At 69.6% G+C, this 24481-nt stretch carries 26 protein-coding genes, 1 tRNA gene, 1 other RNA gene and 6 pseudogenes; 19 read left to right on the forward strand and 15 right to left on the reverse strand.

Going from position 1 to position 24481, the window contains the following annotated elements; all coding sequences use genetic code 11:
• Positions 1-24 precede the first annotated feature (24 nt).
• The 4 genes from OHT21_RS24205 to OHT21_RS24220 all read right to left on the reverse strand — a co-directional run bounded on the left by OHT21_RS24205 (position 25) and on the right by OHT21_RS24220 (position 2827).
• Positions 25-672, reverse strand: coding sequence for a LytR C-terminal domain-containing protein (locus OHT21_RS24205; RefSeq protein ID WP_328770442.1), 648 nt, complete (start codon positions 670-672; stop codon positions 25-27).
• 102 nt (positions 673-774) lie between these two features.
• The gene (locus OHT21_RS24210; RefSeq protein WP_003999914.1) at positions 775-1071 is read right to left on the reverse strand and encodes a type II toxin-antitoxin system VapB family antitoxin; all 297 of its coding nucleotides are present in this window, start codon (positions 1069-1071) and stop codon (positions 775-777) included.
• A gap of 263 nt (positions 1072-1334) precedes the next feature.
• Positions 1335-2168 carry a maleylpyruvate isomerase family mycothiol-dependent enzyme gene (locus tag OHT21_RS24215; protein WP_328770443.1) on the reverse strand — a complete coding sequence of 278 codons (834 nt, stop codon included), beginning with the start codon at positions 2166-2168 and terminating at the stop codon, positions 1335-1337.
• A 35-nt stretch (positions 2169-2203) separates the two neighbouring features.
• Positions 2204-2827, reverse strand: coding sequence for an HhH-GPD-type base excision DNA repair protein (locus OHT21_RS24220; RefSeq protein ID WP_328770444.1), 624 nt, complete (start codon positions 2825-2827; stop codon positions 2204-2206).
• Positions 2828-3023: 196 nt separating this feature from the next.
• On the opposite strand from OHT21_RS24220, the gene OHT21_RS24225 reads away from it, so the two are divergent.
• From OHT21_RS24225 to grpE, 5 genes and pseudogenes are all read left to right on the forward strand, one after another.
• The gene (locus OHT21_RS24225) at positions 3024-3515 is read left to right on the forward strand and encodes a cupin domain-containing protein (protein ID WP_328770445.1); all 492 of its coding nucleotides are present in this window, start codon (positions 3024-3026) and stop codon (positions 3513-3515) included.
• Positions 3512-4283, forward strand: a pseudogene (locus tag OHT21_RS44740) (SDR family oxidoreductase). The gene OHT21_RS24225 and the pseudogene OHT21_RS44740 overlap by 4 nt, the downstream one beginning before the upstream one ends.
• Positions 4284-4437: 154 nt before the next feature.
• Positions 4438-6360: a copper resistance CopC/CopD family protein gene (locus OHT21_RS24240; protein WP_443050657.1), complete on the forward strand. Its 1923-nt coding sequence runs from the start codon at positions 4438-4440 to the stop codon at positions 6358-6360.
• Positions 6361-6606: 246 nt separating this feature from the next.
• Positions 6607-8523, forward strand: coding sequence for a molecular chaperone DnaK (dnaK, locus tag OHT21_RS24245; protein ID WP_328770447.1), 1917 nt, complete (start codon positions 6607-6609; stop codon positions 8521-8523).
• Between the two features lie 2 nt (positions 8524-8525).
• Entirely contained in the window at positions 8526-8999 is a 474-nt protein-coding gene (grpE, locus tag OHT21_RS24250; protein WP_328770448.1) for a nucleotide exchange factor GrpE, read from the forward strand.
• Here grpE and OHT21_RS24255 read toward each other — a convergent pair.
• From OHT21_RS24255 to ffs, 3 genes are all read right to left on the reverse strand, one after another.
• A complete protein-coding gene (locus OHT21_RS24255) occupies positions 8915-9433 on the reverse strand; it encodes a hypothetical protein (RefSeq protein ID WP_328770449.1) in 519 nt (172 codons plus the stop codon). The two genes, grpE and OHT21_RS24255, sit on opposite strands and share 85 nt — an antisense overlap.
• A gap of 56 nt (positions 9434-9489) precedes the next feature.
• Positions 9490-11868 (reverse strand): DNA polymerase III subunit gamma and tau, encoded by a 2379-nt coding sequence (locus OHT21_RS24260; RefSeq protein WP_328770450.1) that lies wholly within the window; start codon positions 11866-11868, stop codon positions 9490-9492.
• 93 nt (positions 11869-11961) lie between these two features.
• Positions 11962-12060: signal recognition particle sRNA small type (ffs, locus tag OHT21_RS24265), an RNA gene on the reverse strand.
• Positions 12061-12131: 71 nt separating this feature from the next.
• Here ffs and OHT21_RS24270 point away from each other — a divergent pair.
• Positions 12132-12219: transfer RNA gene (locus OHT21_RS24270), tRNA-Ser, on the forward strand.
• 103 nt (positions 12220-12322) lie between these two features.
• Positions 12323-12895 (forward strand): hypothetical protein, encoded by a 573-nt coding sequence (locus OHT21_RS24275; protein ID WP_328770451.1) that lies wholly within the window; start codon positions 12323-12325, stop codon positions 12893-12895.
• Between the two features lie 92 nt (positions 12896-12987).
• Here the strand turns inward: OHT21_RS24275 and OHT21_RS24280 are convergent, their stop codons facing one another.
• Positions 12988-13284 carry a hypothetical protein gene (locus OHT21_RS24280; RefSeq protein ID WP_328770452.1) on the reverse strand — a complete coding sequence of 99 codons (297 nt, stop codon included), beginning with the start codon at positions 13282-13284 and terminating at the stop codon, positions 12988-12990.
• On the opposite strand from OHT21_RS24280, the gene OHT21_RS24285 reads away from it, so the two are divergent.
• Positions 13272-13481, forward strand: a complete 210-nt coding sequence (locus OHT21_RS24285; protein ID WP_328770453.1) for an IS3 family transposase — start codon at positions 13272-13274, stop codon at positions 13479-13481. The genes OHT21_RS24280 and OHT21_RS24285 overlap by 13 nt on opposite strands.
• A gap of 160 nt (positions 13482-13641) precedes the next feature.
• On the opposite strand, the gene OHT21_RS24290 is transcribed toward OHT21_RS24285, so the two are convergent.
• Complete coding sequence (locus OHT21_RS24290; RefSeq protein ID WP_328770454.1) at positions 13642-14208, reverse strand: Uma2 family endonuclease; 567 nt, start codon at positions 14206-14208, stop codon at positions 13642-13644.
• 93 nt (positions 14209-14301) lie between these two features.
• On the opposite strand from OHT21_RS24290, the gene OHT21_RS24295 reads away from it, so the two are divergent.
• The 4 genes and pseudogenes from OHT21_RS24295 to OHT21_RS24310 all read left to right on the forward strand — a co-directional run.
• A complete protein-coding gene (locus tag OHT21_RS24295; protein ID WP_328770455.1) occupies positions 14302-14553 on the forward strand; it encodes a hypothetical protein in 252 nt (83 codons plus the stop codon).
• 342 nt (positions 14554-14895) lie between these two features.
• The gene (locus OHT21_RS24300; RefSeq protein ID WP_328770456.1) at positions 14896-15177 is read left to right on the forward strand and encodes a CopG family transcriptional regulator; all 282 of its coding nucleotides are present in this window, start codon (positions 14896-14898) and stop codon (positions 15175-15177) included.
• The gene (locus OHT21_RS24305; protein ID WP_328770457.1) at positions 15174-15599 is read left to right on the forward strand and encodes a PIN domain-containing protein; all 426 of its coding nucleotides are present in this window, start codon (positions 15174-15176) and stop codon (positions 15597-15599) included. The genes OHT21_RS24300 and OHT21_RS24305 overlap by 4 nt, the downstream gene beginning before the upstream one ends.
• 29 nt (positions 15600-15628) lie before the next feature.
• A pseudogene (locus OHT21_RS24310) lies at positions 15629-16055 on the forward strand (DUF1152 domain-containing protein); the annotation flags it as partial.
• A 40-nt stretch (positions 16056-16095) separates the two neighbouring features.
• Here OHT21_RS24310 and OHT21_RS24315 read toward each other — a convergent pair.
• Together OHT21_RS24315 and OHT21_RS24320 are read right to left on the reverse strand one after the other, a co-directional pair.
• Positions 16096-16462, reverse strand: a pseudogene (locus OHT21_RS24315) (IS481 family transposase); the annotation flags it as partial.
• 35 nt (positions 16463-16497) lie between these two features.
• On the reverse strand, positions 16498-16902 hold the full coding sequence (locus OHT21_RS24320; RefSeq protein WP_328770458.1) for a type II toxin-antitoxin system PemK/MazF family toxin: 405 nt from the start codon (positions 16900-16902) through the stop codon (positions 16498-16500).
• Between the two features lie 168 nt (positions 16903-17070).
• Here OHT21_RS24320 and OHT21_RS24325 point away from each other — a divergent pair.
• Positions 17071-17259: pseudogene (locus tag OHT21_RS24325) on the forward strand (IS701 family transposase); the annotation flags it as partial.
• A 207-nt stretch (positions 17260-17466) separates the two neighbouring features.
• On the opposite strand, the gene OHT21_RS24330 reads toward OHT21_RS24325, so the two are convergent.
• Both OHT21_RS24330 and OHT21_RS24335 read right to left on the reverse strand, forming a co-directional pair.
• The gene (locus OHT21_RS24330; RefSeq protein WP_328770459.1) at positions 17467-17748 is read right to left on the reverse strand and encodes a type II toxin-antitoxin system RelE family toxin; all 282 of its coding nucleotides are present in this window, start codon (positions 17746-17748) and stop codon (positions 17467-17469) included.
• 4 nt (positions 17749-17752) lie between these two features.
• Complete coding sequence (locus tag OHT21_RS24335; RefSeq protein ID WP_328770460.1) at positions 17753-18034, reverse strand: type II toxin-antitoxin system Phd/YefM family antitoxin; 282 nt, start codon at positions 18032-18034, stop codon at positions 17753-17755.
• 116 nt (positions 18035-18150) lie between these two features.
• Here OHT21_RS24335 and OHT21_RS24340 point away from each other — a divergent pair, with 116 nt between their 5' ends.
• The 3 genes and pseudogenes from OHT21_RS24340 to OHT21_RS24350 form a co-directional block, all read left to right on the forward strand.
• Positions 18151-19050 (forward strand): phosphorothioated DNA-binding restriction endonuclease, encoded by a 900-nt coding sequence (locus OHT21_RS24340; protein ID WP_328770461.1) that lies wholly within the window; start codon positions 18151-18153, stop codon positions 19048-19050.
• A gap of 27 nt (positions 19051-19077) precedes the next feature.
• Entirely contained in the window at positions 19078-19887 is an 810-nt protein-coding gene (locus tag OHT21_RS24345) for a hypothetical protein (protein ID WP_328770462.1), read from the forward strand.
• 15 nt (positions 19888-19902) lie between these two features.
• Positions 19903-20989, forward strand: a pseudogene (locus OHT21_RS24350) (serine/threonine-protein kinase); the annotation flags it as partial.
• A 145-nt stretch (positions 20990-21134) separates the two neighbouring features.
• Here OHT21_RS24350 and OHT21_RS24355 read toward each other — a convergent pair.
• Both OHT21_RS24355 and OHT21_RS24360 read right to left on the reverse strand, forming a co-directional pair.
• Positions 21135-21764: pseudogene (locus OHT21_RS24355) on the reverse strand (lysophospholipid acyltransferase family protein); the annotation flags it as partial.
• Between the two features lie 33 nt (positions 21765-21797).
• Complete coding sequence (locus OHT21_RS24360) at positions 21798-22121, reverse strand: hypothetical protein (RefSeq protein WP_328770463.1); 324 nt, start codon at positions 22119-22121, stop codon at positions 21798-21800.
• Between the two features lie 449 nt (positions 22122-22570).
• Here OHT21_RS24360 and OHT21_RS24365 point away from each other — a divergent pair, with 449 nt between their 5' ends.
• The 3 genes from OHT21_RS24365 (at position 22571) to OHT21_RS24375 (ending at position 24455) form a co-directional block, all read left to right on the forward strand.
• Positions 22571-22993 (forward strand): DUF6153 family protein, encoded by a 423-nt coding sequence (locus tag OHT21_RS24365; protein WP_328770464.1) that lies wholly within the window; start codon positions 22571-22573, stop codon positions 22991-22993.
• Between the two features lie 130 nt (positions 22994-23123).
• Entirely contained in the window at positions 23124-23783 is a 660-nt protein-coding gene (locus OHT21_RS24370; RefSeq protein WP_328774205.1) for a DUF305 domain-containing protein, read from the forward strand.
• A gap of 162 nt (positions 23784-23945) precedes the next feature.
• The gene (locus tag OHT21_RS24375) at positions 23946-24455 is read left to right on the forward strand and encodes a DUF4396 domain-containing protein (RefSeq protein ID WP_328770465.1); all 510 of its coding nucleotides are present in this window, start codon (positions 23946-23948) and stop codon (positions 24453-24455) included.
• The last annotated feature ends 26 nt before the right edge of the window (positions 24456-24481 follow it).

Genomic DNA, 24481 nt, shown 5'->3' on the forward strand with positions numbered 1-24481 from the left:
AGGCCCGTTTGACCCGCCGACCGGCTAACAACCCTGCTTCGTCGGTGACGGCGTCGGCTTCGGGTCGGCCAGCGTGGTCAGGGCCTTGTCGGCGGCCGCCTTCGGCGTCAGCGCCTTGAAGCCGTTGCCGATGACGAGGTCGACCTCGGCGGGCTTCGTACGGGTGTCGGTCTTCAGCTGGGCGTCGGCCAGTTGGGTGCGGAGTACGGGGAGCGCGCTGTCGGTGGCCGCCGCGGAGCCGAGCAGTATCCCGGTGCCCTTGACCTTCTTGTCGTACTCCTTCGTCGCGTTGCCCACCTCGCCGATCTTGAAGCCGCGCTTCTTGAGTTCGTCCGCGGTGCTCTTGGCGAGGCCGCTGCGGGGTGTGGCGTTGAGGACGTTCACGGTGATCTGGCCGGGCTTCGGGAGGGCCTTGACCGGCGACTGCGAGGCGGACGGTGACGGCGAGGGCGTGCAGTCCGGTGCCGCGCCCACCGCTCCGGCCTTGTCGCCGCTGCCGGTGAACACGTCGATGAGCTGCAGCGTCCCCCAGCCGAGCAGACCGAGCGCGGCGGCGGAGCCGACGGCCGCGAACGCGAGCCTGCGGCGCCCGCGGTTGCGGCGCATCCGCGGGTACTTGTCCCCCGTGATCTTGTACTGGCCGCCCATCCCAGGGGGAGTCAGCATGCTCATGGGCGCAGCGTAGTGCGCCTGGGTGGCTATGCCTACTAGACGATCATTGCCCGGCGTCCAGTCCAACCCGAAAGGCCCAACGGGCGCACGAAGGGGGCGCGCTCAGTCGAGCTCGAGGACCCTGGCGTGCAGCACCTGGCGCTGCTGGAGCGCGGCGCGGACGGCTCTGTGGAGGCCGTCCTCCAGGTACAGGTCGCCCTGCCACTTCACGACATGCGCGAAGAGGTCGCCGTAGAACGTCGAGTCCTCGGCGAGCAGTGTTTCCAGGTCGAGCTGGCCCTTGGTCGTCACCAGCTGATCGAGGCGGACCGGGCGCGGCGCGACATCCGCCCACTGCCGGGTGCTTTCCCGGCCGTGGTCGGGGTACGGCCGGCCGTTTCCGATGCGCTTGAAGATCACACGGAAAGCCTACCGGTCATGACCTTCCGGGCGCAGCCAAGGCGCCGTAGTGGCCCCCGGAAATCACGCCGCGTGAGCGCTCCGCTGGTTGGGCAGTTCGAAAACTGCGGGTCCGTTGTGGCTGGTCGCGCAGGTCCCCGCGCCCCTGAAGGGGCGCTGGTCGCGCCCACGCGGCGGAGCCGCAAATCGATACAGCCCCGCGCCCCCTTGGAGGCTTGCCGCCCCTCGAGCGCGGTAGCGCGCCCGTACTTCGGCAACTCCGCTCATGCCACCACCGCGAGCAGCGTGGTAGCGGTCGTGGTCAGAGGCTCGTCCCCCGTCAGTACGGAACGGCTGCGGGCCTCTTCGGGGAGGATGCCCCGGGTGGCCAGCCGCCACAGGGTGTCCTGGTCCATCGTCACGTGTGCCGCGGCCTCCCCGCCGGGCGTGCCGGGAAGCCAGCGGTCGGCGTCCCGGATGGCCCACCAGGTGCCGCCCGCGGGGCCGGTGACGTCGAAACGCACGGTCGTTCCCCGCGGCCGGTCCACGGTGCGAAGCGTGTGCGGCAGGGCGCGCAGGAACGTGTCGATCACCGGGCCGAGCAGCTCCGGCTCGTCGGCACCGGGGCGTTCGACGGCGTCGCGGATCTGCTGCTGGTGCACCCAGAACTCCGTGTACTCGCGGGCGACGTCCAGCCAGGCGGGACTCGGCTCGTCCGTGGAGGCCCACGACACATCGACGGGGGCGGGGGCGTCGAGCCGGACACCGGCCCAGACCTCGTCGAGCTGCGGGCCGAGGTGCGCGAGCAGTTCGACCATCAGGCGCGGGCTGCACTGGCGCGTGGCCTCGACGAAGAGCCCGTTCACCCGCGCCAAGTACGCGGGCAGCGTCTCGTCGTCCGCGAACACGGCATCGCGCCACCCGTCCCGGAGACCCGAGAGGCGGCGCATGTAGTCGTTGAGGACATGGCCGACCACATCGTGCACATCCCACCCCGGGCAGACCGTCGGCCGCCCCCAGTCCCCGACCTCCAACGAGCCCAGCAGGTCGAGCAGCGCCCGGCGCTCACGCACGAACAGTGGACGGGTGTCGATGGCGGGCCCGAATAACGTCGTCATACGGCGACGCTAGGCGCCACGCCACCGGAAGTCCCCTACTTATCGGGGGACTTGCCCGAGGCCTTGCCCGAACCCGACCCCTTCGCCGCCTTGGCCGCCGCCTTCAGCTCCTGCTTATGGGCCCGGACCTTCGCCAGGGACTCGGGGCCCGTGATGTCCGCGACCGAGCGGAACGACTCTGGGGCGCCGTATGCGCCGGCGGCCTCGCGCCAGCCGTCTGGGCGTACGCCGAGTTGTTTGCCCAGGAGGGCCAGGAAGATCTGGGACTTCTGGGTGCCGAAGCCGGGGAGGGAGTTCAGGCGGTTGAGGAGTTCCACGCCGCTGGCCACGTCCTTCCAGAGCGCGGCGGCGTCGCCGTCGTAGTGCTCCACCAGGTACTGGCACAACTGTTGGATGCGCTTGGCCATCGAGCCGGGGTAGCGGTGCACCGCCGGTTTCGTGGCGAGGAGGGCGGCGAAGGCCTCGGGGTCGTACGCCGCGATCTCGTGTGCGTCGAGGTCGTCCGCGCCCATCCGCTGGGCGATGGTGTACGGGCCCGCGAACGCCCACTCCATCGGAATCTGCTGGTCCAGCAGCATGCCGACCAGCGCGGCCAGCGGACTGCGCCCGAGGAGTTCGTCGGCTTCGGGCTGCTGAGCGAGGTGAAGGGTCACGTCCATACTTCGAGCATCGCCCCATGCACCTCTTCACGCCCGCCCGGCGGCCAGCCCTCCACACTCGCTGAACACCACGCTCACCGGTCCCGCCAGTACCCCAGGGCGTGCAACCGCTGCTCCGGGCTCGCCAAGTCGCCGACGTGGACCGGGCGTTCGGTCGTTGGGTGCTGCGGTGCCTGCGGCCCCTTAGGGTCGGAGGATGGCCAGTGATATCACTCCCGAAGACCTCGTCGATCACTATCAGTTGGAGCCGATCCCCAAGGAAGGCGGGCGGTTCCGGGAGCTCTGGGCCGGGCCCGAGCGGGCGGACGGGCGGCCCGAGGGGACCTCGATCGTTGTGCTGCTGACCTCGGAGCCTGGGGATTTCTCGGCGATGCACCGGCTTCCCACCGATGAGGTGTGGCACTTCTATCTCGGTGATCCGCTGGAGATGCTGCTGCTCGACCCGGACGGTACGTCCCGCACCGTCGTCCTCGGTCCCGATGTGCTCGGTGGGCAGTACGTGCAGTTCACGGTGCCCGCGGGGACCTGGATGGGCGCGCGGGTCGTGGCGGGCGGCGCCTGGTCGTTCTTCGGGTGCACGATGGCGCCCGGGTTCACCTATGGAGGTTACGAGCACGGGGACGCGGCCGAGTTGACCGCGCGGTACCCGGCGGAGGCGGCGCGGATCTCCGCGCTGAGCCGGCCGTGAGTGGGTCGGCTGGGAGCGGGCTGCTTGACGGGCAGGTTGCGCTGGTGACCGGGGCTTCCGGCGGCATCGGGCGGGGGATCGCGTTGCGGTTCGCCGAGGCGGGGGCGGCGGTGGCCGTTCACTACCGTACGGACGCGGAAGGGGCCCGCGAGGTCGTCGGGCTCATCGAGGACGCGGGCGGCAGCGCGGTCGCCCTGCATGCCGAGCTGACCGTCGAGGCCGGGTGCCACCGTCTGGTGCGGGAGGCGGCGTGATGATCTGGTCGTAACCTCATGAGCCGCCCGTGGTTGCACCTGGCATACCCGCCGCGTGCTCGACATGCGCGCGGTCCCCGCCACCGGCACTGCGGCTTCGCCGTGGTGACCGGTCCAGCGTCCGGCGGGGCGGCAATCCCAGGGTGTGTCCGGCCCGAGCGGGTCGGCCACAGTCCAGATGTCGGCGATGCGTCACCGCCAGTGACGCCGCATGCGGGCTCTGCCCAAGGATCGGCCCGGATCAGTCCGTGCTCGTCGCCGCTTCCACCCCTCGGGGCCACGCGATGACCCAGGATCCTTAGAGTTCCAGAGACGCTTGATCGACCGCGAAGGTCCTGCGGAGGCCTGGCCGGACGGCGTACGGCGCTGGCAACAGGCCGTCCCCACCGGCCGGTTGGGCCGCCCGGAGGACGTCGGCGACGCCTGCGTGTTCCTGGCCTCCCCGATGGCCTCGTGGATCACGGGCCACGATCTGGTCGTGGATGGCGGGGTGTCGGCGCGACCTACGTGGTGAGGTCGGGCGGGGGCGCGCGGGTGCCGTGAGGACAGCCGGGGGCGCGCGGGGCTCGGAGGTGAGCACGGTGCTGCGTACATTCGTATCCCCATCCGGGGGCTGATACGCAGCGGGTACAGGGAGAGGAAGAGGCAACGTGGGCCGAATACCGCGGATGGTGGCGGCGCCGCGACGGGCGGTGGCCCTCGTCCTGATGCTGGGCACCCTGCTCCTGCTGGGCGGTGCCGGAACCGCGTCCGCGCACGCCTACGTGCGTGACACCAATCCACGCGAGGGAACCGTCCTCAAGACCGCCCCGAAACACGTCACCATGACCTTCACCGAGTCGGTCGGTATCGCCGACGACTCGATCCGGGTCCTCAGCCCCGACAACGTGCGCATGAACGCGGGCGCCACCGAGCACGCCGGCGGCTCCGACACCGTGCGAGTACGGCTCCAGAACGATCTGCCTGAGGGCACGTTCACCGTGGCCTGGCGGGTGGTCTCGGCGGACAGCCACCCGATCTCGGGCGCGTTCACGTTCTCGGTCGGCGCACCCTCGGCGACCACCGCGAACGCCTCCGCCGAGCCCGCCGTGGACCCCGCCTCCGGTCTGCTCTACGACCTGGCCCGATACGCCGCGTACACCGCCGGCGCGCTGCTCATCGGCGCGGCCACCTTCGTCCTCGCTTGCCGCCCGCCCGCCGTACGCCCCCTCCGGAAACTCTTCCGCCTCGCCTGGTGGACCCTGCTCCTGTCCACCGTCGCGCTGTTGTTCCTCCGCGGCCCGTACGCCCGCGGAACCGGCCCCGCGACCCTCCTCGACCTCTCCCTCCTCAAGGACACGCTGAGTGGCAGGCCGGGGTGGGCGCTGCTGGCGAGGCTGGTGCTGGTGGGGTTGGCGGGGGTCTTTCTCGTACGACTGGGGGGTGCGCGTGATGCGTCACGGGCGGACGTGCGGACGGCCGAGCGGGCGGACGATCGGACGGACGTGCTTGTGGACGAGCGGCCGAAGCTCGCCGTCGTCGTCTCGGGCGGGGTGCTCGCCGTGGCGCTGGCGGTCACCTGGGCTGCCGCCGAGCACGCGTCCGCGGGGATCCAGGTTCCCGTGGCGATCGTCTCCTCCGTACTGCATCTGCTCGCGATGGCGGTGTGGATGGGCGGCCTCGCGGCGCTGCTCACCACGCTGCGCCGGGACGAGACCCTGCCTTCGGCGGCGTCGGTGGCCCGTTTCTCGCGGCTCGCTTTCGCGTCCGTGGTGGTCCTGGTGATCACGGGTGTCTACCAATCGTGGCGGGGGCTCGGTTCGTGGGAAGCGCTCACCGGTACGTCGTACGGGCGGATCCTGGCCGCAAAGGTGGTTGCGGTGGTGCTGCTGCTGGGGGCGGCGGCGTACTCGCGGCGCTGGACGGCGGGGCTGGTCGCGGCTCAAGAGCCGGTGCGGGTGCGGGAGTTGGAGACGGTGGGGGCGGCGAGTACGAGTACAGGGGGTGGGGGCGCGGGTGACGAGACCGGCAAGGCCGAGGGGCTTGAGGAGCACGACGGCCGCGATGAGCCCGGCAAATCCGTCGACATCGGCGAAGGCGGCGAACACGCCGCGACCCCGCCCCCGCACCAGGCCCTGCGCCGTTCCGTGCTGGCCGAAGTCGTCGTAGGCGTCGTGGTGTTGCTGCTCACGACGGTTCTCACCGGCACCCAGCCGGGCCGGGCCGCGACCGAGACCCCGGCCACGTCTACGGCGCCGGCCGGTCAGCCCACGACCTCGATGACCCTGATCCCCTTCGACGTCGGCACTCCGAACGGCAAGGGCAAGGTCCAGATCGTTCTGGAGCCGGGTCGCGTCAACGAGAACACGGTCCAAGCGGTGGTCATCCGCTCCGACGGAGTCATCGCCACGGTCCCCGAACTCCGCCTCACCTTCACCCTGCCCACCGAGAAGATCGGCCCCATCGACGCCGAACTCACCGACCAGGGCGGCTACTGGGCCACCAACTCCCTCAACCTCCCCCTCCCCGGCACCTGGACCATGAAGGCCACGATCCGCACGTCGGACATCGACCAGGTGACGGTGTCGAAGAAGGTACAGATCTCGCCCTGAGCCTGCCGAAGTTCGGTGGTTCCGCGAGGAGGCCGCAGGCCGCTCAGGGGCGCGGGGCTGTGACATATGCGGCTCCACCGCGATGGGGGCCCCGCTCGAGCGAAGCCGAGAGTGGGGGAGCGACCAGCCACAACGCACCTGCAGTGTCCGCCGAGTGCGTCCCTCACCTTGACAAGAGGAAGCTCAAGTTTTATCACAGCAGGTGAGGCATGCAAGCGCCATTTGCAGGGCAAAGAGGAGGGAGAGATGGCGCGTTCGGTTGGTATCGACCTTGGGACGACGAACTCGGTGGTCTCGGTCCTCGAGGGCGGCGAGCCCACCGTCATCACGAACACGGAGGGCGCCAGGACGACCCCGTCGGTCGTGGCGTTCGCCAAGAGCAACGAGGTGCTGGTCGGCGAGATCGCCAAGCGCCAGGCGGTGACGAACGTCGAGCGCACCGCGCGGTCCGTCAAGCGGCACATGGGGGACCATGCGTGGCGTTTCCCCGACAAGGGGAGCATCGACGGGAAGCGCTACACCCCGCAGGAGATCTCCGCACGTGTCCTGCAGAAGCTCAAGCGCGACGCCGAGGCGTACCTGGGCGAGGACGTGACGGACGCGGTGATCACCGTACCCGCGTACTTCGACGACACCCAGCGCCAGGCGACCAAGGAAGCCGGTGAGATCGCCGGTCTCAACGTCCTGCGGATCATCAACGAGCCGACGGCCGCGGCCCTCGCGTACGGACTGGACAAGGAGAACGACCAGACGGTCCTGGTCTTCGACCTCGGGGGCGGAACTTTCGACGTGTCGCTCCTTGAGATGGGCGAGGGCGTCATCGAGGTGAAGGCCACGAACGGTGACACGCATCTCGGCGGTGACGACTGGGACCAGCGGATCGTCGACCACCTGGTCAAGCAGTTCAAGAACGCGTACGGCGTGGACCTGTCCAAGGACAAGATGGCCGTGCAGCGGCTGCGCGAGGCGGCGGAGAAGGCGAAGATCGAGCTGTCCAGCTCGTCGGAGACCAACATCAACCTGCCGTACATCACGGCCTCCGCGGAGGGCCCCCTGCACCTTGACGAGAAGCTGACGCGCGCCCAGTTCGAGCAGCTGACCAGTGATCTGCTCGACCGCTGCAAGGGTCCCTTCCACCAGGCGGTCAAGGACGCCGGGATCAAGCTGTCCGACATCGACCACGTGATCCTGGTGGGCGGTTCGACCCGGATGCCCGCGGTGACCTCGCTGGTCAAGGAGCTGACCGGCAAGGAGCCGCACAAGGGCGTCAACCCGGACGAGGTCGTGGCCGTCGGTGCCTCACTCCAGGCCGGTGTGCTCAAGGGCGAGGTCAAGGACGTACTGCTGCTGGATGTCACACCGCTGTCCCTCGGCATCGAGACCAAGGGCGGCATCATGACCAAGCTCATCGAGCGCAACACGACGATCCCGACGCGTCGTTCGGAGATCTTCACGACGGCGGAGGACAACCAGCCGTCCGTGACCGTGCAGGTCTTCCAGGGCGAGCGGGAGATCGCGGCGTACAACAAGAAGCTCGGCATGTTCGAGCTGATGGGCATCGCGCCCGCGCCGCGTGGTGTGCCGCAGATCGAGGTCGCCTTCGACATCGATGCCAACGGCATCATGCACGTCTCCGCGAAGGACCTCGGTACGGGCAAGGAGCAGAAGATGACCGTCACCGGTGGCTCCGCGCTTCCGAAGGACGACATCGACCGCATGGTCCGCGAGGCCGAACGGCACGCGGAGGAGGACCGCAGGCGCCGCGAGGCCGCCGAGACCCGTAACCAGGCGGAGCAGCTCGTCTACCAGACAGAGCGGCTCATCAAGGATCACGAAGACAGCGACGTGAAGATCCCGGCCGACGCGCGGAGCGAGACCGAGGCCGCGCTCGCGGACCTGAAGGAGCAGCTCAAGGGCGAGGACACCGCGGCCATCCGGCAGTCGATGGAGAAGGCGGCGACGGCCGCCCAGAAGATCGGCACCGCGATGTACGAGCAGTCGCGCGCGGGCAGCGAACAGGCGGGCCAGGCTGGGCAGTCCGGTGCCGGCGGGGACGACGAGGTGGTGGACGCCGAGATCGTCGACGACGACAGCTCACGGACGGGCGACAGCTCACGGACGGGCGACAGCTCACGGGCAGGCGACAGTTCACGGGCAGGCTGACGATGAACCGAACCCGGCCGCGGACGCAGGAGGAACTGGAGCGCCTGCTGGAGGAGCGCACCGCCGACCTCCAGCGAGTGAAGGCCGAGTACGACAACTACCGCAAGCGGGTACGCAGGGACCGGTTGGCCGTACGTCAGATCGCGGCGGCCAACGTCCTGCGTGCCCTCCTGCCCGTACTGGACGCCGTCGACCGCACGCGCAAGTACGAGCCCCTGACACCCGGCCTGAAGGACATCGCCGAAACGCTGGAGACCCAACTCGGTTCGCTGGGCCTGGAGTCCTTCGGGGAGGAGGGCGAACCCTTCGACCCCACGCGCCACGAAGCGGCCCGGCACCACGTCTCCCCGGACGCGGCCGACCTGACCTGCACGGAGATCCTCCGGCCCGGCTACCGCGTCGGCGACCGCCTGCTGCGGCCCGCCTTTGTGGAGGTGACGGGACCTGTCGTGGGGCCGGGGAATCCTGAACGGTGACCTCGGGTGTGCGGTTGCGCCGGTGGTGCCTGGCCCGGTGATTGCGCTGTCGGGGCCGCCCCCGGCTGGTTCCTGGCGTGCTCGTCCCGGCGCTGTCGGATCGCCTCGGCGACAGGCTCGGGGTCGGGTACGGAGACGGCGAGGCGGGCGTAGGGCGCGGAGGGCCGCAGGTCGACGAGGACCGCAGGACTGTTCGCGCGTACCGCGACGTAGTCCCGGCCCTGCGTGTGCTGCCACTCGCCCAGGCAGTAGCGGCCGGGACTCGACCGGCCGTGGCGCCGCCGGCCACGCAGCGCGCGCCACCAGTCCCGCTCGATCCGTACGTCGTTGACGGCCGCCAGCGGTATCCGGACCTCTTGGCGCAGGCCAAGAAGCCTCTCCAGCCCGGTCGGGCGAACCACGACGTCCTCACCGGCGACAACCAGCCGAGCCATCGAAGTCACCTCCTCCGACAGCTTGCGCCTGCCTACTACTCGCTCCTGGCTACTCGCTACTCGTTCGAGAACTCCTCCACCACCGTCGCTCCCAGCTCCCGAACGATCAACTCATGCCCCGACAACGCCGACTCGTCGAGGTCGGGATCGTCGTCCTCCGGGGTGTCGTCCTCCGGGGAGACAGGTGGCGGCTCCGGAGCCGAGGGGCGCGGCGGAGGCGTCGTCGATGCGGCGGGGGCCGGAGCGGGTGTGGCCGGAGCCTGAGCTGCGTTCGGCCCGGGCGTCGGGGCAGCGGGTTGCTGTGGTGCGGAGGGCCTGGACGCGGGTGGATTGGCGGGGCCTGAGGAGCCGTAGCCCCCGGCAGACGCGTAGCCCCCGCCGGTGCCGGGCCCGGCAGTCGGAGGTGCTGCCGCTGAACCCCCCGACGCATCGACGATCGCCTCGACCTTCCACTGCACCTGGAACTGCTCGGCCAACGCCTGGCGCAACACCTCCTCACTGCCGCTGCTCAGGAAGTTGTCGCGCGCCCCCGCGTTGACGAAGCCGAGCTGGAGCGTCGTACCGTCGAAGCCCGCGACCTGCGCGTTCTGACTGAGCAGGATCCACGTGAAACGGCGCCGGTTCTTCACCGCCTCAAGGATGTTCGGCCACAGCATGCGGGGGTCGGGCCCGCCGCTCACGGAAGCCGCCGGTGCGGAAGGGGCGGAAGGACCGGATGGGCCCGCAGGGGCGGATGGCGCGGGCCGACCCGTAGACGGCGGAGCCGTGGGGGTCTGCGACGACGCGGCCGGAGCCTGCCCCCCGCCCGCGGGCGCCGCCGTCGGCCACCCACCGGGACGCCGACCGCTGCCCGCGGCCGTCGCGGTGGGCCAGGCACCGGGCGCTTGCCCGGTGGAGGAAGCGCCCGGGGATGCGCCCGGGGGAGCGCCCGTCGGTGCCTGAGCGGGCGGTGCTTGAGCGGGCGGTTTCTGAGGGGACGGAGCTGCGGGCGCGGCTGGAGGCTGGGCGGCGGCGCCGCCCTGAGCCGCCGACCCGGCCCCCGCTTCCTGCGCCCTTCCAGCCGCCCGACCTGCACCGGCAACCGCACCCGCACCGGCCCCGGATCCCGAAGCCCCCGTCCCCCGCACCGCCGCCCGAGCCGCCTCCGGCCCGCTCCCCTGCGCACCAGCTGGCACCGCCGCCGAGCCGCCCTGCGCACTCCCGTGAACCGCACCCCCATGCACGTCGGGCCCAGGCACGTACCCCATGGCAGGCCCGGCCCCCGCCCCCGTGAAGTTGACCCCCCGCTCCAACCGGTCGAGCCGAGCCATGACGGACCGCTCATCGCCGTACGCCGCGGGCAGCAGCACCCGTGCACAGATCAACTCGAGCTGAAGCCGGGGCGCGGTGGCCCCCCTCATCTCCGTAAGCCCGTCATTGACGATGTCGGCGGCCCGGCTCAGCTCGGCCGCACCGAAAACCCCGGCCTGGGCCTGCATCCGCTCCACCACATCGGAGGGAGCATCGATGAGCCCCTTCTCCGCGGCATCGGGCACCGCCGCCAGAATCACCAGGTCCCTGAGCCGCTCCAGCAGATCGGCGACGAACCGCCGCGGATCGTTGCCCCCTTCGATGATCTGGTCCACGACCTCGAAGGCAGCGGCCCCATCCCCCGCCGCGAAGGCCTCGACGACGGAGTCCAGCAAGGACCCGTCCGTATACCCCAGCAGCGAGGTCGCCATGGCATACGTCACACCGTCCGCACCGACCGCGGCCAGCAGCTGATCCATGACGGACATGGAGTCACGTACGGACCCGGCCCCGGCCCGCACGACAAGCGGAAGGACCCCGTCCTCGACGGAAACGCCCTCACGCCCGCAGACCTCGGCCAGATACTCCCTCAGGGTCCCCGGCGGCACGAGCCGGAACGGGTAGTGATGCGTCCGCGACCGGATGGTCCCGATGACCTTCTCGGGCTCGGTCGTGGCGAAGATGAACTTGAGGTGCTCCGGCGGCTCCTCGACCACCTTCAGCAGGGCGTTGAAGCCCGCCGAGGTGACCATGTGCGCCTCGTCGATGATGTAGATCTTGTACCGGCTGCTGGCCGGCCCGAAGAAGGCCTTTTCCCGCAGGTCACGGGCATCGTCCACACCGCCGTGCGAGGCGGCGTCGATCTCGATGACGTCGATGGACCCCGGCCCGTTCCTGGCCAGGTCCTGGCAGGACTGGCACTCCCCGCAGGGCGTGGGCGTCGGCCCCTGCTCGCAGTTCAGACAGCGGGCCAGGATGCGCGCACTGGTCGTCTTTCCGCAGCCGCGCGGCCCGCTGAACAGGTACGCGTGATTGACCCGGTTGTTCCGCAGCGCCTGCTGCAACGGGTCGGTGACATGCTCCTGCCCGATGACCTCGGCGAACGACTCCGGGCGATAACGGCGGTACAGCGCGAGAGACGACACGCATACGAGGTTATAGGCGCCCACTGACAACCCGGACCGCCCGCGGAACAACCCCGTCGCCAGCCCCGTACGGACCCTCTGGATTCCCCCCGGAACGCAAGCGCCCCCCACGCACCCGCCAGAGCCAACCTACCCTTGCTGCCTTCCGGCCCTGGGGGAGTTCAGTCAGATAGCGCCGCGTGAGGGGCTCCGCACAGGGTACAGGATCTGACCGGCACGAACGAGTTCGCGACCACTCCCCGGAGTCCTGTAATGTTTCCGGCGGAGGATTCGCCTAGAGGCCTAGGGCGCACGCTTGGAAAGCGTGTTGGGGGCAACCCCTCACGAGTTCGAATCTCGTATCCTCCGCCAGTGCCTCACCGGGCACGACAAGGTAGCCCTGATCTGCGATTACGCGGATCGGGGCTTCTTTGCTCGGTGCTGGCTCGTGCTGCGGCTCACTGTCCTGGCGCCTATGCGCAGCGTCAGGAGCGCTGAGGACGTACGCACGTCGCTGATCGCAGAGCTTGAGTTGCATCTCAGCACGACCACGAACAAGCAAGGCCGTCCGTTCCAGCGCCGGACGATCAACGCCTACAAGTACGCGGCTGTCCAGCTCCACCACTGGCTCACGTCATCGCCGCAGATCAACGCGGTGGGTGTGGAAGTAACCAGCTTCACCGAGGTCGACACCGCCACGCTCAACCGCTTCTTCCGCTGGTACTACCAGGAGCACGACGTACCCAAGAGCCAGGACGGCAAAGGCGGGTACACCGACGGCACTAACACGGTGCAGCGCAACCTCCGCGCACTGTTCGCGTACCTGGCCGAGGAGTACGAGACTGAGGACCCGTACCTTGACCCGCGCTTGCAGCGCTACGCCACGCCTCCGATGGGCAAGCCAAAGACGCTGTCCGAGGAGTTCGTGAACGACACCCTGGCGATCACCGCATGGGGACCGGGGCGCAAGGACTTCCACACTGTCCGCGATCACGCGATCCTCCGCGTGCCCACCGAGGGCCTGCGCTCGGACGAGTTGCTGTCGTGAGACGTCCTGGCTGGTCAGCGAATGCCGGCGCGCAGGGCCAGCCATGCGAGAGGGCGCCTCGATGAGGCGCCCTCTCTGCTGGGTGTGGAACGTCAGACGGTGACGCGCTCAACCGTGCTCGCGGGGATGCGTTGGCGCTCGCCCTCCGTGTCAGTGAACTGGAGGAACTTGATGCTGCAGCCCGTCACGGCCTGAGCGGCGAACGGCTGCTCCACGCCCTTCACGCACACCTGAGCCGGGGTCTCCTTGTGGCCGCGCCACGTCTCAGGTGTGATCTCGACGGGAGCCGTCTCGGTCTTCTCAGGCTCGGCAGGCGCGGTCTCGACAGGGGCGGGCGTCTCGCTCGCGGCCTTCTTGGCGGCGCCCGGCTTGGGCGTTGCTGCCTTCACGGGCGCGGCAGATCAAGGTCGAGTACATCCACCGGCACCGGTTCGCCACCCGGACCGAGGCCCGGTTGAAGATCGCGACCTGGATCACCGGGTTCTACAACCCGAGACGGAGGCTCAGCGCGGCCGGCGGGATGCCACCGGAAGAGTTCGAACGGGTCATCACCGAAGCACGCAAGAAGAGCGCCCAGAAGCGCTAGGCCGCATATGAGAGGTCTCTACGAAACCAGGGGATTGACAGATCGGGTGCCTGCCCGTGCCGTACTCATGGGTGTGCGCCGCGATGTAGCCAGTCCCGGTGGGCATACGGAACCACGGGCAGGGCCACGGAGCCGTGCTGCCAAGGCCGAGGGAGCAGCCTCAGCGGATCTTCTTGAAGTCAGTGCGCACCGTGACCTCGACCCCGGCCAGGCTGAACCCGATCTCCTCACCGAAGCGGTAAGGCACGGCCGAGGTGTATTCGTCGCCTTTCGGCACTTGGTAGAGCACGCACTCCCCAGTCAGCACGTCCACGATCAGATACGTCGAAATCCCGCGCGCCGCGTACTGGTTGAGCTTGCGCCCGTAGTCCTGCCCGACCGTCGAACGGGACACGCTCTCCGCGACGAAATGCACATGCTTCTGATCGACGAACGCATCTCCCGGGCCGAGCGCGCCCGCGTCCACCACCAGCACATCGGGCTCGGGCGTGTACCCGTCCAGCTCTGGCAGTACTCCCTTGTCACGCGTGACGTGCAGACCGGACTCCCCGCCCAGCTGCTCCGCCAGCTGGGAGCGAATCGAATCGTCCGCCTCACTGTGCGCCTCCGTCACCGGCGACATGTACAGGCGCCCCTGATCGAACAGCAGCTTGACCGCCTTGGGCAACTTCATCGAACGTCGCACCTGGCTCAACCACTGCGCGTACTCCGGATACATCGTGCTCATCGCGCCTCCACGCCCATCACGGGGTACCGCCATCGTACGGGCCGGACGCAACGAGCCACCGGTCTTCCCAGGTGCCCGCTTCCAGCCTGCTACGTGACGGAAGTCGCCCTGTCCACGGCCGTTCACCTCGCTCAGGGACGGCAGGGCGGTCCCGTTGTTCCACAGTCCGAGGTGACCTCGGTGCCCGGCGAGGATTCCGTTCCGCAGCACAACCTCTCGGAGGGGCCGCTGAAGCGCGTGGTCGTGACGAATACGGCCAGGTCGGCTCCGAAGTGCACCTCGGCGCCCAGCAGGTCGCGTGGCTCCCGGCTCGCGATCGTGCTGACGACGCCACAAGCTCTCTGACCAGTGGGAACCCGCTGTCCGCTGGTTGCAGTTCTGGTTGCTTTCACCTCCGTCCAGGGCCGTCCGCGCACCATCCAGCCCCACGCCTCGCCGCAGGTCAGGACGCCCCGAGCGTTGCCGAACCCCCAGACGAACATTTGGAAAGCGTGTTGGGGGCAACCCCTCACGAGTTCGAATCTCGTATCCTCCGCCAGTGCCTCACCGGGCACGATGTCGAAGGGCCCCACTGTTCGCGGTGGGGCCCTTCGACGTTGTCCGTCTCGGGTTCCGTCTCAGTCGGTCGTCCTCAGTTCGTCGTCGGGCCCTGGTAAGGGTGGCAACACCAAGAGTATGGTCTGTTGTATGGCGACTACCAAGAAGGTGACGGTGACGATCCCCGCGGATCTCCTGGACGAGATCCGCGGGGAGGCGGCGGAGCGGGGCCTGTCGGCGTACGTCGCCGAGGCGCTTCGCTTCAAGCGCGACCGCGACCGGCTGCGGGAACTGTCCGACTGGCTGCAGGAGGAACACGGCCCGCTCAACGAGGAGGAGCGCACGGCAGCGTTCGAGGAACTGGAGGATCTCGACGCCGAGCACGAGCGCCGCCGCGCAGTCGGCAAGCGCGACGCCGGAGAGGCCCCGTGAAGAAGCGGGCCGGTGAGCACAGGCAGCGGCCACTGCGCGTCTTCGTACTCGACTGCGAAGCGCTGTCCCTGGCCGTGCGAGGCGACCGCAAGATGATCGCCTGGATCGACCTCGCAGCTCGAGGCGAAGCCGAGGTGGTGACGTCTCCGATGACGCTGGTCGAGGCGTACGACGGCAGGACCACCGAGCAGCGCTGGGACTGGGTGCTCTCGCGGCTCAAGGTCGCCGAGATCGGAAAGGACGAGGCCCGCCAGGCCCGCCGGCTTCTGGCTGATGCCAAGCTGCACGGCCACAAGTACGCGATCGACGCCGTGCTCGCCGTCATCGCGCGACAGCAGAAAGGGCAGGTCACCGTCTTCACCTCGGACGTGGACGACCTGGAGCAACTGGTCCCGGACTCGATCGTCGTCAAGAAGGTGTAAGCCCACGCTCTGTTCTCGGTTTTCGCAGGCGGGACGCCGGACTCCCCGTCCCGCTCACCGACGAAGGCCCCACGATCCACGAGGCCGACGTGGACGACGCGTGAGCTGCAACCAGCTAGCCCGCGCCGTCATGGCGGCCACCACCCTGGACGAGGTGGAGGCGCACAGCCGCGAAGTCTGCGGCTACTCGGAGATCGACTGCGAACGCAACAAGGCCGCATGGCTCAAGGAACAACCACCGGCGAAGCTCGACCCTGAAACCGTGCCGTCCCAACTCGCCCAGTTCGAGCCCGAAGCCGCGGAGTCACCCACACGACGTTTCGCCGCATCACCGACGCGCTGAACCTCAACGGCTCCCTGCGCGAGGACCTGCCCCAACTGCTCATCAGCAGCCGCCCGGAGCAGTACACGCCGCCGCTGTGGCACATCCCAGCGGAGGTGTCGAGTCTCAGTTGATGGTTGACGGGGTGGCGCCGGGTGAGGCTTGACGTCTGCCCTAGACGATCTTCCGGCGGTTGTGTTCGCCGGACTTGCGGACGACTACCTCCTTCCTGGTGACCCGGGGAACGGTGATGATCAGCTCGGTTCCCTGGAAGATGCGGATGCTGGTCTCGTCTAGATGGGCGGTGACGACCTGGCTGGCATAGCCGCGGCCGAGCTGGATGCGCTGTCCGGCGACCATGAGGCCGCCGGAGCTGCTGACGGTCCGCTCGGCGATCTGCGCGGCGGGCGGAGGCAGCAGCGGTGGGGGTCCGGCCGGACGGCCGCATTGCAGACGTCCGCAGGCGGAGGCCGACAGCGGACTGGGCAGGGTGGCCTTTGAGGACCCCCTGCTCGTCGAGGACATGCAGCACACGAGACCGACCACGCCGTCGCGGGCGTTCGATTCCTTCTCCGCCTACCCGGGTCCACCGAGACGGAGGGCGTTCCTTATCTCGCTGAGCTTCGCGGTCGTCGCCGGGGTCCACTCCGTCGCCTGCTCACCGAGACGGAGGGCGTTCTCAATCTCGCTCAGTTTCGCGGAGGACAGGGCGCCCGCCCGCTCGATCAGGTCGTCCCGGGACACGGTGGTCAGCCACGTGCAAGGGGTAAAGCCCGGACGCGGGAACGCGAACCGAAGCACGCCTTCAAAGGGCAGTCCTTCCACGGCGCCTACTGCCACTTCGACGCCCAGACCGGTGATGTCGACACCCGCCCGAGCGACGACCTGCATCACCCGGATCCCGGACGCGTCGTCTCCCGACAGCAGCACGACCGGCCGCCGCTCGTCGAACTCCACCCACCAGACTTCGCCACGTTGCACATGTCCTCCTGACACAGGACGGCGGGCGGACGCTGCGCGACCCCGACGCGCTGTGGAGACGGGTGCGGCCCACCCGTTGATCATCGGTGTGTGAAGACAAACGATCACGCGGTGGCCGCAGGTCACAGCGTAGACCCTGCCCGCTGGCAGGAGGCGTTCGAGGGCCTGATGAGCCGGATAGCGGGACGGTTCACACGGGTCGAACCCCGGTTCCGGGCACGGCAGTTGGTGCTCGGACTGCTGTCGGACCTGCCGCGCAAGAACTGCTGGACCATCGCCGAATGGGCCGCGGAGAGGACCCCGGACGGCATGCAGCATCTGCTGGGGCGGGCCAAGTGGGACGCCGACCGGGTCCAGTTGCTCGGATGCGGCTGGTCGGTGGTGACCACGAGCGTCATTCCCGGGGTGTCCGCATGTTCGACCGCGAACGTGGTCCGCCTCAGTTTCCGTCTCATTGAGCGCCCTCACGGTCGTTCAGGCGAGACCCGGAGCCGTCCTCAACAGGCAGGCGCACGCCCCGCGACTCTCGGCGGGCAGTCGGCGCCGACCTCCCCTGCGCAGGGCCTACGGAACTTGGCGGTAGATGTCGCGGCGATTGCCGACAGTCAGGACCCAAACGATCAGCTGACCGTCCTCGACGGTGTAGACGGCACGGTAGTCGCCGATCCGGAGCCGCCACCGGGCACTGTGCCCCTGAAGCACTTTGATGTCGAACGCGGCGGTGTCCCCCGCGTCCATCGCCTTCTGGAGCTCGGCGAGGCGGTGCAGGATGCGCAGGGCGTCCGGGCGCGGGACTTTGAGCATGTCCCGTTGAGCGTGCGGCGTGAAGCGCGTGACGTACCCCACGAGGTCAGCCCTGATGAGCGCGTAGCAGGGCGGCCATCTCTTCCAGTGAGGCCGACCCCTCCATGCCCTCGGACTCGGCTTCGTCGGCCAGCCGGTTGAGCCATGCCTCTTCGGCGTTCTCCGCGATCTCACGCAAGCGCTGGTACTCCTGGATGTCGATCACGACGGCTTCCTGCCTGCCACGCCGAGTGATGATCGTGGGGGTTTCCTCCCTGCGAGCACGGTCGATGACGTCGGCAAGGTGGCTGCGAACCTCGGCCATGGACTCAATCACCGGATCACTCATGTCATGAATGTAACAGATGTACATGAAGCTGGGACGATGCGGCGCAGTATGTGGTCCAGTACGGCGATCTCCCGCGCCCACCAACGCGCTCCGAGGCGCCACTACGATCGCCCGTCATGGACTGGCTGGAGCGCGTCGCGAAGCTGAGGCAGTGGAGCAGCAGGAGTGGGGCTCGGGCTCCGCATAAGCCTTTGCTGTTGCTGTACGCGCTTGGGCGGTTTCAGCGGGATGGGGATGGTGAGCTGCGGTACAGCGCCGTGGAAGGGGACCTCAAGAGGCTGTTGGATGAGTACGGGCCGCCTAACAGGACTACTCCTGCCTATCCGTTTCATCACCTGGTGAGCGATGGGGTGTGGGAGGTGCGTACCGATCGCGGGCCGGGCAGTCCGGGCAGTGGGGTGCGGGAGTTGCGGGCGGCGGGGGCCGCGGGGCGGTTGGCGCCGGAGTTGCGGGCGGCGTTGCGGCGTGAGCCGGCGTTGCTCGGACGGATGGCTCGGGTCCTGCTCGATCTGCACTTTCCGCCCTCGCTCCACGGTGACCTGTGCGAATCCGCGGGGCTGGAGCTGGAACCCGCGGAGACCGAGCATCTGTCGGCCGTGCGGAGGAAGCAGCGGGATCCGCGGTTGCGGGAGCTGGTGCTGACGGCGTACGAGTACCAGTGCGCCTTCTGCGGCTACGACGGCAGGATCGGGGCGGTGCCGGTCGGGTTGGAGGCCGCGCATGTGCGGTGGTGGGCGTTCGACGGGCCGGACGTCGTCGACAACGGCGTGTGTCTGTGCTCCCTGCACCACAAACTCTTCGACAAGGGCGTCCTGGGTATCGGTGACGGTCACCGCATCCTGGTCTCACAGCGCTTCGTGGGGCATAGTTCCGCCGCCCGCGAGCACGTCATAGCGCTCGCCGGCCGCCCGCTCATCGGGCCACAACCGGGCGTCGACCCCATCGCGGCCGCCCACCGTGCCTGGCACACCGACCAGGTCTTCCACGGCAGCCCACGTCCCGCCACGGCCGCCTGACCCGGCCGGCGGCCGCGCCTGCTCTCGGTGCTGCTGCCGCTGGAGCCGGTGACGGCGGGGCTTGTTGCCGTGATCATGCTGCTGGATGACTCCTGGAACGACCCGGCCCGGTGGAACGACCTCTTGATCGCCGTCTGGTTCACCGCTGACGCGCTGGCCAACCAGGGCTCGCGCCGGCCGGGCCTGCTGGTCGACCGGGCAGGAGGAATCGCCGGCATCGAGTTGGTGAACCTCGTCCAGTCCGTGGCCCGCACCCGCCAACTCGACCTGTACGCAAGGGTCGTACCCGAGGCGCGGAACGCGTCGACGGTGGTCGCCGACATGCTCGCGGCCGGCATCGACGGCTTCATCTACACCGGTACGCCCGAGCGCGCCGCCACGGTCGCCCGCGCCCTGGACGGAGAGGGCTTCTCGGGGCCGCGGTTCCTGGACGCGCCGTCCGCGACCGCGCCGTCCGCGACCGCGTCGTTCACGGCCGCGGCGGGCGGTGCGGCCGAGGGCTGGCGGACCGTGACCTCGTACAGCGATCCGGACAGCGCACCACTCGGCTTCGCCACCGCCTTCCGCGAGCGGTACGGCAGCGCGCCGGGCACCTGGGCGGCGGAGACGTACGACACCACTCGACCGGTCATCGACCGGCTCACCGACCTCGCCGGACCGAACGGGCGGCGGCCCAGCCGTGCGCAGCTCACGAAGGCCGTCTCCAAGGCCCGGTTCAAGGGGCTGACCATGACCTACGAGTTCGACGAGGCCGGCCAGCTCAAGCCGCTGAAGGTTCATCAGTACCGGGTCGAGGACGGGAAGTTCGCGTACGTCGGTGCGGTGGGCCAGGCCTGACGGCGGGGACGGGCTGTGCGTGCGCTGCGGGCCGAGGATCCCGAGTCGCTGGGCGGGCACCGGCTGCTCACCCGGCTCGGCTCGGGCGGCATGGGCATGGTGTATCTCGCCCGGACGACGGACGGTTCGCTTGCCGCGCTGAAGGTGATCCGCGCCGAGTACGCCGCCGATCCCGCCTTCCGGGCCCGGTTCCGCCGCGAGGTGCGGCTGGCCACCGGGCTCGCGGGGGCGGTGGGTGGTGCCGGTGACGGCCGCCGACCCGGACGCGCGCGAGCCGTGGCTGGCGACGGAGTTCGTGCCCGGTCCGTCGCTCGTGGAGGCGGTCGACGGCTACGGACCGGTACCCGCGCACACCGTGACAGCACTCGGCGCCCGGCTGGCCGAAGCGCTGGCCGAGGTGCTGGCCGAGGTGCACACGGCGGGACTGGTGCACCGGGACGTCAAGCCCGGCAACATCCTCCTCGCCCTCGACGGGCCCAGGCTGATCGACTTCGGCATCGCCCAGGGCACCGGCGCGACCGCGCTGACGGCCGCCGACACGGTGATCGGCAGCCCCGGCTACCTCTCCCCGGAACAGGCCCAGGCGCGGACGGGCGAGGTCGGCCCGCCCAGCGATGTCTTCTCCCTCGGCTGCGTGCTGGCGTATGCGGCCACCGGGCGGCGGCCGTTCGGCTCCGGCGACGCGGCGGCGGTCCTGTACCGCACGGTGTACGAGGATCCCGACACTGCTGGCCTCGACCGCCTCCTGCCGCCACGGGCGTACGAGGCGATCATCGGCTGCCTCGCCAAGGAACCGTGGCGCAGGCCCACGGCCGCCGGGCTCCGGACCGTGTTGGAGGCGGTGTCCGGTCGTACGGGCGGTGCGGTGGGGGAGTACAGCGCGGTCGGTCGTGCCGGGGGACACGACGGGCCGGGTGGCTGGCTGCCGCCCGAGGTGCTGCGGCTGGTGGCGGACCGTTCGGCGGGCGCCCTCAATCCGCCGCCGCGGCTGGAGCCTCCGGCCTCGCCGGATCCCGGGGGCGCAAAGCGGGGGCTGTCCCGGCGCCGGGTGCTGGCCATCGGTGGCTCGGCGGCGGCCGTGGTCGCCGCCTCGGGAACCGGACCGAACCCGCTTCCTCTACCAGGTCCGCAACGGCAGGTTCCGCTTTCTGGGGCGCCACGACCAGGTGCTGGGGGCGGACGTCGACCGGTAGGCGTGCCCCCGCGGTCGCGCCAGGCGAGGGGACTCCGCCGAGGTCATGGGCGAATGTGGCCGCCGTACGCCACGCGGTGGTCACCGCCGCTCGGGCCCGCGCCGTGCCTGCGGAGCTGTCGCCGTTCAGCACGATCGGGGCGCCCACGTGGACGTGGAGGCTGGGTCGGCGCAGTGGGGCTGTGGCGAGGCCGGCGATCTGCTTGATCGTGCTGCCCGAGGTGACGCGGCGGGAACCGGCCTGGCCGACGGGCACGATGGGGGCGCCGGTACGTTCGGCGAGGCGGGCCAGGCCGGTGCGGAAGTCGCCGGGGGGCGCCTCTGCGGCGTCCTTGCGGCCGGGCAGGCCGCCCTCGGCGTAGATGAGCAGGTACCTGCCCTGCTCAAGGGCCTGGGCGGCCAGGTCGAGTGCGGCCGAGGCCCGTGGGTCGCCGCGGTGTACGGGGATATGTCCTTCGCGGGTGAGGGAGCGACCGAGTACGGGCACGCGCCACAGACCGGCGGTGGCCATGATGACCGGTTCGACGCCGAGGCGGTGCAGCGCGGCGATCACGACAGCGGGGTCGGCGAGCGAGGTGTGGTTCGGGGCGATGATGCTGCCCGGCGGCAGGTCGGCGCCAGGGTCGGTGGTCACGGTCAAGCGGCCGAAGGCGGGCACCAGGAGGTCGGCTATGCGGCTGAGCATGGAGCGGTCTCCCGGTCTCGACGACGTTGACCTTCATCGTCGAAGGCGGAGCGTCCGTCCGGCCTGAGTCGCCGTACTCGGGGCCACGGCCACCGCCTCGGCGCTCAGGGCGCGCCCCTTCTCACGCACCTTGAGCGAGTAGAGGTACGACTCGTCCGACACCGCGGTGATCCGGCCGCCCCGGTCGACGGCGAGGGCGGACATGTTGCCGACGAAAACGCCGTCCAGCGTCTTCTTGTCGAGGTCGTCGGACAAGGCCCGTATACGGACCTGGCCGGAGCGGTCTCGCGACGGGGCGGACGAGGCCGGGTCATCGGCGGTGGTGGCGCCCTGGGCCAGAGCGGCACCCATGGTCATGGCCACTGTGATGCGCCTCGGGCGTCACAGCATGGCCGCACAGAAGGGGTGGTTGCGCAACCACGAGGGGCAGGGCGGACGGCCGCTACACCGCGCGGGTTCAACAAAATGTCAATCCACAGCGCGAAGGTCCGGATGTCTCTACTCGTCCAGCAAGTACCCATTGAGTAACTTGCGTAACCAGAGGTCCCAGAGGTCCCAGAGGCTCCGGGCCCCACCGGACGGGTCGGTGCCCTGGGCGGTCGGCACGCAACCCTCGTGGCACACGCCCGCGCCCTGCAGAAGACCGACGGCTCTGCCGCTGAACTCGCGAGCAGCAGCAGGCGTTGGACATCTTCACGGCTGTGGGCGTGCCGACGGAGGGGGACAAGGACCTCGACTGGTGACGTTCACCTCCGCCCAGCGCCCCTCCGGCAGGAGTTCAGGCCCGTTCTCGTAGCATGAGCGCCGTGACAGCCCGTGCACCGCTCCACCGCGAGCAGCCGCCACTGCCGTGGTGGCTGACGCTGTTGGTGCTGGGGCTGCTGGCCGGGCTGTTCGGGATGCATGGGCTCGCGCCGGGCGGGGCGTCCGTCGTCGGCGGCCATCACTCCGGCGCCGCCGCGCATGCGCACATGGCGAATGCGGACATGGCGCCCGTGAGCACCGAATCCGTCTGCCATGGCCACGGTGACGGCGGCGGTCATACGCAGCATGCCGATCCGGCGTGTGCCTCGGGCGCCGTCGGCGCGGGCCCAGCCCTTCCCGTGCTGATGCCCGACCCGGCCGGTCAGGCCGGGGCCCCGCTCGGTGGCCACCGGACCGTGGCTGCCGAACCAGAGGGCGGCCGTGCGCCTCCCTCACTCGCCGAACTGCAACTTCTGCGGATCTAGGACAAGGCCAGGCCGTACCCGCCGCTGCCGCATGCGTCGCGGCCGACAGGCGTACGGCCCTCAGCCATGTCCCGCGCCGACGGCGCACTCTTCCTCGCGACACCGCAGGAGTTCACGCATGTCCAAAGGCATGACCCAAACCCGTTCCCTCGTCCGTCGAGCCGCGCTCGCCGCGACGGCCGTATCCGCCGCCTTCGTCCTCGCCGCCTGCGGCAGCGACGACGGCTCGGACACCGGCGCCGAATCCGGCTCTGCCGCTGGCTCTGGCGCGCAGCCGTCGGCCTCGGCGAGCGCCGAAGACACCGCCGGCGCCCACAACGACCAGGACGTGTCGTTTGCGCAGGGCATGATCCCTCACCACCAGCAGGCCATTGAGATGGCCGGGATGGCCGCCGACCAGGCGTCCTCCGCCGAGGTCAAGGACCTGGCATCCCGTATCGAGAAGGCCCAGGACCCGGAGATCAAGACGATGACCGGCTGGCTGGAGTCCTGGGGCGAGGACATGCCCTCCGCCATGCCCGGCATGGACCACTCCGGCCACTCCTCCGACTCCGGCATGCCCGGGATGATGGGCAAGGAGGACATGGACGAGCTGATGAAAGCGTCCGGCAAGGACTTCGACACGAAGTTCCTGACCTTGATGGTCGAGCATCACGAGGGCGCCGTGGAGATGGCCACCACCGAGAAGGGGAAGGGCCAGTACGGGCCGGCCACGAAGATGGCGGACGACATCATCACCGCTCAGAAAGCCGAGATCGAGGAGATGAACAAGCTCCTCGGCAAGGACTGACGGTGACCGACGGGGGCTGACGAACACCGGCTGGGGCTCCGGCCTGCGGCATCGCAGGCCGGAGCCCCTGGCGTTGCCATATACCCCATACGGGTATACGTTCGGGACTGTGAGAGTCCCGCAACAGGCCGCCCTGCGACGGGAATGAGGCGAATGAAGGTCATGGACCACAGCACTCATCACACCGACACCACGCACGGCCACGACCACACGGCGACGCATACCGGCACCCACGCGGGAGCCTCCTGGTCCATGGCAGTGAAGGCGACCCTGCACTGCCTGACCGGATGCGCCATCGGCGAGATCCTCGGCATGGTCATCGGCACCGCATTGCTGTGGGGCAACCTGCCGACCATGGTCCTGGCGATCGCGCTGGCGTTCCTCTTCGGCTACTCGTTCACGCTGTTCGCGGTTCTCCGGGCGGGGCTGAACCTCAGGTCCGCGATCAAGGTCGCGCTGGCCGCCGACACCGTCTCGATCGCGGTGATGGAGTTCGTCGACAACGCCATCATCGCCCTCACGCCGGGCGCGATGGACGCGCACCTTTCCGACGGGCTGTTCTGGTCGGCTCTGCTGGGCGGGTTCGGGGTCGCCTTCCTGGTCACCACCCCGGTCAACAAGTGGATGATCGGCCGCGGCAAGGGCCACGCCGTCGTACATGCCCACCACTGAGCACCCGCATCGAGTGGTCCCGACCA

The organism is Streptomyces sp. NBC_00286 (assembly GCF_036173125.1).
Taxonomy (GTDB): Bacteria; Actinomycetota; Actinomycetes; order Streptomycetales; family Streptomycetaceae; genus Streptomyces.